We start from the raw sequence: 8827 nt of genomic DNA on the forward strand, positions 1-8827 counted from the left end.
CGGGCCGCGCGCAGACAAGCGTCGCGACCGCTCCGGCCCCGCCGCCCACGAAGGCATTCGCAAGCGCGGCCTCCGCATCGCCGTCGAGCCGCAGCCGGTCGGCCCAGACGAGCCGCCCCTCGCGCCGGATGTCGATCCGGTCCGACAGCCGCAGGCTCCGGACACGCTCGCCCATCGCCGCGCGCCCGAAGACCAGCGTCTCGACGCCAAGGAAGCGCGCATCCCGCGCCATCTCGACCTGCAAGCTCCGCTCCAGCGCCGCACCGTCGAAAAGGATGGTCTCCTGCGGCAGCCAGAGCGCCTCGGCCCCCGGCTCCAGCGTCACGGTCGCGGCAACGCGGCCTACGGGTCCGGGACGCGCCTTGTAGACCCGCTCCGCCGCCTGGCTCGAAAGCCTGAGCGACGCGGCCTCGCGGCAGGTCACATCGAGCGAGAACCGGTCGCCGCCGGTGATCCCGCCCGCGGTGTTCAGCCAGACCGCGTCCAGCCGATCCGCGCCGTGGCGATAAGGAAAGAGAAACTTGGAGGACCCCGCCATCGACAGCCCGTCGATCACGCTGGCCGCGCCGCGGCGGCGGGCACTGAGCATCAGATCGCCCCGCGCGCGTTGCGCGGCGGGCGGTTCGGCACTCATGAGCGCGTCGTAGGCGATGGCAGTCCGTCCCCTCAGTCCGACCGCCGGGCATCACCGGGCCCGAATAGACCCGACCCGAAGCGGCGTTTGTCCAGACCGAAGGCACCCCCGTCCCGCCCGTCCGGACAGCGCGAGTTGGCACATAAGCCGCCGGGCAAGGCAACCCGGAATCAGCAGCGATCCGCGGCTTTCGGAGGCGCTTGCACGGAAAATGCGCAGCGATCCGGCTTGATGTCGACAAGCGGGGTTCCGTTCAGGCAATCGAGCCCGCGCACCACCAGCGTGTCGCCCTCGCGCCGCACCAGCCTGACCCGCGCCAGGCCGATCGGGTTCGGCCGGACCGGCGAGCGCAGCGAGAAGGTGCCGCGCAGCCCGCCGTCGCTCTTGGGGCTCTGCAGCACGAGATCGCGCCGCGACCGGTCGAGCCAGTAGAGCACGTCGAGCGTCTCGAACGCCTCGATCCCGTCAAGCGCCCGCCCCCAGGGCGCGAAGATCTCCAGCCGGCATTCGGGACCGTCGAGCCGCCCCTGCCGCGGGCAGTCCTTGCGCTCGGCAAAGGGCGTCACGCAGCGCCCGATGAAGCGCAGCCGCGCATCGTCGGGCGGCGGCGCCTCGACCGCGATCTCGCCGGGGCGGATATCGTCGCTCTCGCTCATGCTGCCACGCTACGGTGCGCCCGGACGAGAGGGAAGCCCCGCTTGCCCTCGGCACGTCACGCCGCGATACTCGCGCGCGGCCCTGCCCAAGCCTTCGGAGACCCGATGCCCGATTTCCTGACCGTGCGCGAGCTGGCCGATCTCTTGCGGGTCAAGGAACGCAAGATCTACGACCTCGCCGCCAAGGGAGCTGTGCCCTGTTCCAAGGTCACCGGCAAGCTCCTCTTCCCCGAAGACGAGATCCGCGCCTGGATCGCCGCCGGGGCCGCAAGCGCGCCCGCCCCCTTTGAGACCGCCACTGACCGGCCCGCGGTGCTTCTGGGCAGCCACGACCCGCTCCTCGACTGGGCGGTCCGGCAGTCGCAATGCGGTCTGGCGAGCTTTCTCGGCGGCTCCGGCGACGGGCTCGACCGCTTCGCCCGGGGCGAGGGCGTGATCGCGGGCCTGCACCTGCGCGACGAGACCGGGGACGGTTGGAACATCGCCTCCGTGGCGCGCATCGCGCCCCCGGGCGCGGTGCTCCTCAGGGGATTTACCCGCGCCCGCGGCCTGCTCCTGCGGCCCGACAGCACGATCACCGGCCTTGCGGGTCTCGACGGCGCCCGCGTCGTGCCGCGGCAGGAGGGATCGGGCACCGCGACGCTTCTCGACGCGCTCCTTGCCGAGGCGGGCGTCGCGCCGTCCCGCATCGACTGGCAGGACACCGCCTTCAACGAGGCCGATGCCGCGCTTGCGGTCCAGCAGGGCAGCGCCGATGCCACGCTCGGGCTTGCAAGCCTCGCCGAGACGCATGGGCTGCGCTTCCTGCCGCTCCTCGAGGAACGTTTCGATCTCCTGGTCTGCCGCCGGGCCTATTTCGACCCAGGCCTCCAGACCCTCTTCGGCTTCCTGCGCTCCGAGAGCTTCGCCGCCCAGGCGGCGCGCCAGCCCGGCTATGCCATCGCGGGCTTGGGCGAGGTTCTCTGGAACGCCTGAGCGGCCTCAGACATCGAGACCGGGAAAGCTCACCTGCCCCGCCCAGGCCGGGCATTGGAACGTCCCGGTCGCGGTCTCGACCATCACGGTTTTCGACAAGAGCCAGTTCTTGGCGCCGAGCCCGTCGGTCCCGGGCTGGATCTCGCCCAGCGAATAGCCGAGCGACACGAAGCCCGCGGTGATCGCCGAGGCCGCCGAGGTCCCGCCGAAGCGGCAGAAATACGACCCGAATTCGCGGAGGCCGTCCTCGGGCTCGGTGCTTTCGAACGGGCTGTAGGAATAGCCGTGCCGCCCGGGGACATCGGTCGAGATCACCTCGAAATGCGAGAAATTGCCGTTGTTGTTGCGCTGGGGCGCGGCGCGGTCGTGGTAATCGGCCGCCTGCATGTCGAGCCGCACCGACACCCGGTCATAGGTCTCGACATCGTTCGACGGCGCCATCACCGTCGCGCCCACGGTCTCGGAATAGCCCGCGACGACGCCCTTGGCATTGGCCGCGCCGACCGCGATCACGCCGTTATGGTCGCAGGCGAGGTTGGCGGGATAGATGCCGCCCGATTCCTGGAAATTCCCTGCCGCGCAGACGATCGGCCGCTTCATCGAGATCGCCACGATGAGCTGCGCGAGCTCACCCCAGAGCATCTGCTCGCGGGTCGTCGGATAGGCGGGCATCAGAGCCTCGAGCACGCCTTCCTCGTGATCGATGGGCGGGACGGTGCGGAACGGATCGGGGATCGAGCGCGGCAAGAGGATCACCTGCGCGTCGATCATCTCGGCATATAGAAAGGCCAGGATCAGCGCCTCGGGATCGGTGTCGAAATTGGTCGAGATCGGCACCATCCGGCAGAACGGATCGACGCCGGTATAGGGCAGCGGCATCTTCGCCTCGCTGGCCCCCGCCCCGATGTAATCGGCCGGGATCTCCGCAATGGCGGGCCGCGCGCCCACCAGCCCCGCAATCGCCGTGCCGTGGTTCGAGAACTCCTGCGACACGCACGGCGCCACCCCGTTCACATGCGGCTCCGAGGTATGCGACAGCCGGTCCACGAGCTCGTTCAGGAGCGTCCGCGTCGCGGGCAGCGCATCGGCCACGTCGGTCGCGAGGTTTGGCACGTTCGGGGCGAAGCTCTCGCCGTCCTTGTAATAGGGAAACGCGCCCAGCCGGTTCGAGAAGAAGTCGATCGCCAGCGAGGTGTCGATGGCATCCTTCAGGCAGGGGTGCCGCACCGCCACCGATGTGTCGATCACCGCGACCCGCGTCGGGGTCTTGCCCGCCTCCTTCCGCGCGCCGCCCCGGAAGGCGTCGAGCACGCCGATCGCTTCGAGATGCCAGAGGGCGGGGTAGTTGGCGTAGACCTCGCGGCCCGTGCCGTCCGTCGTCGTCGTGGTCGTGGTCGTCATGGTGTCAGATCCATTCCTTCTGGGCCGCAAGCATCTGGTCGCGCAGCACGACCTCGAGGACCGGCATCACCATCCGCGCCAGGTCGTGACCGGCCTTGGTGTCCGCGGCGTAATGCACCCCGGCCCATTCGCGGTTCTCCGCCACCCGGCGCGCCCGCAGGAACAGCTCCGAGCTGGCCGGATGCTCGGGGATCACCCGGCTCAGGACGAAGGCGACCGCGAAGGACTGGAACGAATGGTTCGACGGGTAGGAGGCATGCGGCGGGTTCGGCAGGAACGGACGCAGCCGCGGCTCGACATAGTTCGGACGCGGCGCGTTGAACCGGTCCTTGTAGCGCAGCCCGATCTCGTCGCAGATCAGGAGCGTCAGCAGGACGAGGCTCGTCGTCGCATCGTAGCCGCCCAGCTCCTCGATCCCGAGCGGGCGCAGATAGGCCGAGAGCTCCAGCGTGCTCTCGAGCAGGATCTCCTCCTTGCGGATCGCCTCCTCGGCCGAGTTCAGGCGGATCTGCTTGCGCAGGAGCTCCAGCGCCTCGCGGCGAAGCTGCTCGGGCGCGGGCGGCGGCGGCAGCGGCAGGAAGGCCCACTGGTCGAAGAGATCGTAGAGCGCCTTGCGCTCGTTGAAGGGCTCGAGCGCCAGCTCCGGCCCCGCCGCGGCCTCGAAGGCACCGCGGTTCCGGTTGCGATTGCGGTTGCGGTTCCTGTTGCGGTTCCGATTGCGGTTGCGGTTGCGATTGAGCCCGGACCGCGCCGACCGGTTCAGTGCCAAGAGCGAGTTCAGGGCGCCACCGCCCGAGCCCGCGCCACCGTCGAAGGCCGGAAACCCGGCTTCGGTCAGAGAGGTATCCGCGCCTTCGAGGATCAGCCCCCGGGTCGTCACGACGAACCGTGTCGTGTTCAGCAAACTTAACGGGTCTTCCATGATCCCTCCCTTACAAACCGGCCTTGGCGATGCCATCCAGCACATGGCGCCGCTCGTCCGGAAGCGGCAGGCGGAAGCGCTCTTTCTGCACCTCGCGGTCCGCGAAATCCGGATCGATGGCCAATAGACGGGCCCGCGTGTCGGCCGCGGCCTCGGTGTTCCCCATATGGCCGAGCGCGGCCAGCGTGTAGCGCAGCGCCGCGTGGAAGCGCGGGCGCTTGACCAGGGCGCGCCGGCCCAGCTGCACCGCGCGGCCGTGATCGCCCTGAAGCGTCGCGATCATGCAGGCGGTGGTCTCGTAGGTGTAGCTGATCGGGCTGTAATTCCCCAGAAGCACCGCCCGGTCCGAGGACGCCCGCGCCTTCTCCAGATCGCCGCAATACATCTGGTGCAGCGACAGGTGGTCCCAGACGAAGGCCTGCATCGGGTTGAGCTGCACCGCGCGGTCGAAGATCTCGGCGGCGATGTCGTGGCGGTCGAGGACAAAGCCCATCACATGCCCCACGCAGGCCAGCGAGATCGAGTTGAACGGGTTGTCCTGCAACACGTCGCGGGCCAGCGCCTCGGTCTCGTCGCGCCGCGCCTCGTCCCAGCCGCCCAGGCACTCGCCCAGCGCGAAGGACGAAGCATAGGCCGTCAGGCTCGGGAAGAGCGCATTGCCGCTGTCCTGCTGCGCCCGCACCAGCGTCTGCCGCGCGGTCTCCATCTTGCTGGCGTCGAGATCGAACATGCCCGCGAGCAGCCGGTAGCCCAGAAGCGCGCCGTGATCGTTTCGGATCCCCTGCCTCCGGGTCGAGGGGTGCAGGATGATCTTCGCCAGGTGATCGACATTCTGCGCCACGAACTGGTTGGTCAGCGCGAACTCGTCCTCGTAGAAATCGCTCTGCCGCGTCTGCATCGACTGGCTGAGAAGCAGCGCGTTCGACCCCGGCTCGTAGACGAGGAAGGTGACCGAGGTGCTGTCGCCCACCACAAGGGTCCGGGTGCGGATCAGGTAGTCCGGCTCCGCCGCCGAGATATCCTCGGAGGGCGAGAAGCCGCCGCGCAGATCGACGATATCAACGGGCTGGTATTCCGACAGGGTCCGCGCGATCGATTCGGCGATGTAATCGCCGATATATTCTGCGCCCTTCTCGCTGCCATGCACGATCCCCGGCAGAAGACCGATGGCGATCATGTTGGTCGAGCTCGGCCGGACCGCGCGCACCGGCGCGGTCATGCGCGTCGCCTCGGGGCGTTCGGCCATGTCGTCGCGGAACGTCTCCCAGGCGGAGCGCTCCATCATCAGCCATTCCTCGAACTCCTCGTCGGCGATGTCGAGCCCTTCGAGAAGCTCGGCCTGGGGATCGAGATCGGCGGGCATCGGCTCGCCGTTCTTGAAGGCGCGCAGATCCACCCAGACCTTTTCGAGATGCAGCGTGATCGAGTTGCGGTCCGACGAGAAGATCGGCTCGCCCAGGGGCTCCAGCGACCGCTTCAGATCGAAGATCGCCTGTCGGAGGCTCCCCGAGGCGCGTTCCTCGTCGCTCTCGCTCCAGAGCTTGTCGCGCAGCCAGATCCGCGTGCGCGTGCCGCGCGGCGAGAGGGCAAGAAGCGCCAGAAGCGCGCGGGATTTCTTGTTCTTCGGGGTCCGGTCGGTTCCGTCCCTGTCGGTGAGGCTGAAGGCCCCCAACAGGTACAGGCGCGGCAGGACGCTTTCGCTGTCGCTTAACAAATCCATGGCTGCGTCCATTCCATCTGCAATCCGCCTTCGGTGCGTCCGACCGGCGGGGGTTCTATGTCTCTCGTCCCCACCAAGCTTACGGAATCGCTAAGAGCGTTCCGTCAAACCACCGTTAATACGTTCCGCGCCGGTCCCCGACGCGGCCTCAAATCGGTTGAAACCTTAACCGCGACAGGCGGTTGCGGAAAGAAATCTTTATCGCGGCCCGATCGGGGCGCGCGGCCCCCGGCGCTCAGAGATCGAAAAACCCGGCGCTTTCGGCCAGTGGCCGTGCCGCGCGAAGCCGCTCCAGGTCGGCGCGCGGCCGCGCCAGCCCGTCGCTCGCCGCGATCAGCGCCTCGATCTCCGCCGCTGCCGCCAGGAGCTTCCGGTCCTCGTGGCGCTGCCCGACGATCTGCAGACCGAAGGGCATGCCATCCGCGTCCACCCCGCAGGGCAGCGTGATCGATGGATGCCCCGCGAGCGTCGTCGCGTAGGCGAGGCTCAGCCACTGGTAATAGCTCTCGGTCGGGCGCCCGTCGATCTCGGTCGGCGCCAGCTCGTGCCAGTCGCGCGGCTGGATTGTCGCCATCGGCGAGATGAGGATGTCCCAGCGCTCGAAAAACGCCGACCAGCGCCGCTGGTAGGCCCCCTGCGCCGCCAGCGCTCGGGCGGCATCCTCGGCGCTGTAGCCCTGCCCCTCGATCACGTTGGCGGTGACGTTCGGCCCCACGAGATGCGGCCTGTCGCGCAGGTGATCCGAGAAGGCCGCCAGGAAGGACAGCGCCCGGAGCACCGCGAAGAGCCGGTCGGCGTCAAAGCTGTCGGGATGGGTCGCCTCGACCGTGCCGAACGCGCCCGAAAGCCGCGCTACGCGGTCTTCGAAAAGCGCCCGCACCTGCGCCGCGACCGGCGCGACGCCGAAATCCGGCGTCACCGCCACCCTCAGCGTCCCGAGATCGACCCGCGGCAGCACCGCGAAGCCCTCCGCATCCCAGGCCATCCGGCCCTCGGAGACATGGGCATAGGCGTCGCGCCGGTCGGCCCGCGCCATCACCGACAAGAGCAGCGCCAGATCGCCCACGCTACGCGCCATCGGCCCGGCGGTCGACAGGGGCAGCGCCCCGAGCGTGCGCTCCCCGTCCGGCACCACCCCGGGCGAGGGCCGGAAGCCCACGACGCCGTTATAGGCCGCGGGCGTCCGGAGCGATCCGCCCATATCCGAGCCGGTCGCGAGCGGCGCGTAGCCCAGGGCCAGCGCCACCGCCGAGCCACCCGAGGATCCGGCCGCGTTCTTCGACGGGTCGAAGGCGTTCCCGGTCGTCCCGTAGACCCGGTTGCGCGTGTTCGCCCCCGCGCTCCATTCCGGCACGTTGGTCTTGCCGAGCGGCAGCGCCCCCGCCGCCCTGAGGCTCGCGACAAAGGCGTCGTCGCGGCTGGGCACGTTCTCGCGGTAGATCTCGGAGGCGAAGGTGGTGGGCAGCCCCGCCACGTCCTCCATGTCCTTGACCGCCAGCGGCAGCCCGTGCAGCGCGCCCAGGGGCCCGCCCGCCATCACCGCCTCCTCCGCCGCGCGCGCCCCGTCGCGCAGCCGGTCGAAATCGCGCGCCACCAGCGCGTTGACCGCGTGATCGAGCCCCTCGACCCGGGCGATGCAGGCCTCGGTCAGCTCCACCGGCGACAGCGCCTTGCGGCCGATGAGCCGCCGCGCCTCGATGGCGCCCAGATCGGCGGGATCGCTTACCATGTCGTCTCTCCGTCTTCATGTGCGGTGTCGGCCCAGGGCGCCTCCGGCTCCGTGCAGCCCATGCGCACGCCGCCCGCGCTCATCACCCCCGACGCGCAGGCAAAGGCGAAGGGCAGCACCGTGCGGTCTGTGCGGATCACCGGCGCGAGCGCCGATAATCCCGCGTCCAGCTCCTCGGGCAAAAGCCGGTCCACCACGATCGCGTCGAGCCCCGAGACATCGACCCGGGGCGCATGGAACGCCTCGCCGAGCGAGAGGCCGTGATCGACCAGGAACGAGACGAGCTGCGTCACCGCCGACACGATCTTGCGCCCGCCCGCCGCGCCGAGCGCAAAGCGCGCCTCGCCGTGGCTCCCGAGCGCGGGGCAGACATTCATCAGGCAGGCTTTCCCGGGCCCGAGCGCGTTCGGACCGCCCGGCTCGGGGTCGAACCACATGATCCCGTTGTTCATCAGAAGCCCGGTCGAGGGAGACACCATCTTGGCCCCGAAGAGCGACAAGAGCGTCTGGGTGTGCGACACCATGTTGCCCGCGCGGTCGATGATGGCGAAATGGGTGGTGCAGCCGGGCACCTCGGGCACCTCTCCGGTATCGCCCATGCCGCTCAGCCGCGCCGCATAGGCCGCGCGCAACCCCTCGGCGCAGGTCACAAGACCCTCCGGCAGGGGCGGCATCTCGCGCGCGCCCATATGCGCCAGCGCGTCGGCCAGGGTCGGACCCGCCGTCAGCCCCGGCACCACCTGCACCTCCGCGTCGCGGTAGCGCAGCGCGCGCGCCGGGCCGACCCAGG

Annotated in this window: 8 protein-coding genes; 1 reads left to right on the forward strand and 7 read right to left on the reverse strand. The window is 69.6% G+C overall.

Annotated elements, in window-relative coordinates:
* Both ACFQ4E_RS20105 and tsaA read right to left on the reverse strand, forming a co-directional pair.
* Nucleotides 1–634, reverse strand: a 634-nt coding sequence (locus ACFQ4E_RS20105; protein ID WP_386806324.1) for an urease accessory protein UreD, incomplete at its 3' end; no start/stop codon positions are given.
* A gap of 170 nt (nucleotides 635–804) precedes the next feature.
* On the reverse strand, nucleotides 805–1290 hold the full coding sequence (tsaA, locus tag ACFQ4E_RS20110) for a tRNA (N6-threonylcarbamoyladenosine(37)-N6)-methyltransferase TrmO (RefSeq protein ID WP_386806325.1): 486 nt from the start codon (nucleotides 1288–1290) through the stop codon (nucleotides 805–807).
* 105 nt (nucleotides 1291–1395) lie between these two features.
* Here tsaA and ACFQ4E_RS20115 point away from each other — a divergent pair, with 105 nt between their 5' ends.
* Nucleotides 1396–2265, forward strand: a complete 870-nt coding sequence (locus tag ACFQ4E_RS20115; protein ID WP_386806326.1) for a substrate-binding domain-containing protein — start codon at nucleotides 1396–1398, stop codon at nucleotides 2263–2265.
* Between the two features lie 6 nt (nucleotides 2266–2271).
* Here ACFQ4E_RS20115 and ACFQ4E_RS20120 read toward each other — a convergent pair whose 3' ends face one another.
* The 5 genes from ACFQ4E_RS20120 to ACFQ4E_RS20140 form a co-directional block, all read right to left on the reverse strand.
* Nucleotides 2272–3666, reverse strand: a complete 1395-nt coding sequence (locus tag ACFQ4E_RS20120; RefSeq protein ID WP_386806327.1) for a S8 family serine peptidase — start codon at nucleotides 3664–3666, stop codon at nucleotides 2272–2274.
* A 4-nt stretch (nucleotides 3667–3670) separates the two neighbouring features.
* Complete coding sequence (locus tag ACFQ4E_RS20125; protein WP_386806328.1) at nucleotides 3671–4588, reverse strand: phosphatase PAP2 family protein; 918 nt, start codon at nucleotides 4586–4588, stop codon at nucleotides 3671–3673.
* Nucleotides 4589–4598: 10 nt separating this feature from the next.
* Entirely contained in the window at nucleotides 4599–6308 is a 1710-nt protein-coding gene (locus tag ACFQ4E_RS20130) for an AfsR/SARP family transcriptional regulator (protein WP_386806329.1), read from the reverse strand.
* Nucleotides 6309–6543: 235 nt separating this feature from the next.
* Nucleotides 6544–8037: an amidase gene (locus ACFQ4E_RS20135; protein WP_386806330.1), complete on the reverse strand. Its 1494-nt coding sequence runs from the start codon at nucleotides 8035–8037 to the stop codon at nucleotides 6544–6546.
* On the reverse strand, nucleotides 8031–8827 hold a 797-nt coding region (locus tag ACFQ4E_RS20140; RefSeq protein ID WP_386806331.1), incomplete at its 5' end, for a gamma-glutamyltransferase. The genes ACFQ4E_RS20140 and ACFQ4E_RS20135, both read right to left, overlap by 7 nt.

The sequence above is a fragment of the Litorisediminicola beolgyonensis genome (assembly GCF_042679605.1).
In the GTDB taxonomy this organism is placed as follows: Bacteria; Pseudomonadota; Alphaproteobacteria; order Rhodobacterales; family Rhodobacteraceae; genus Litorisediminicola; species Litorisediminicola beolgyonensis.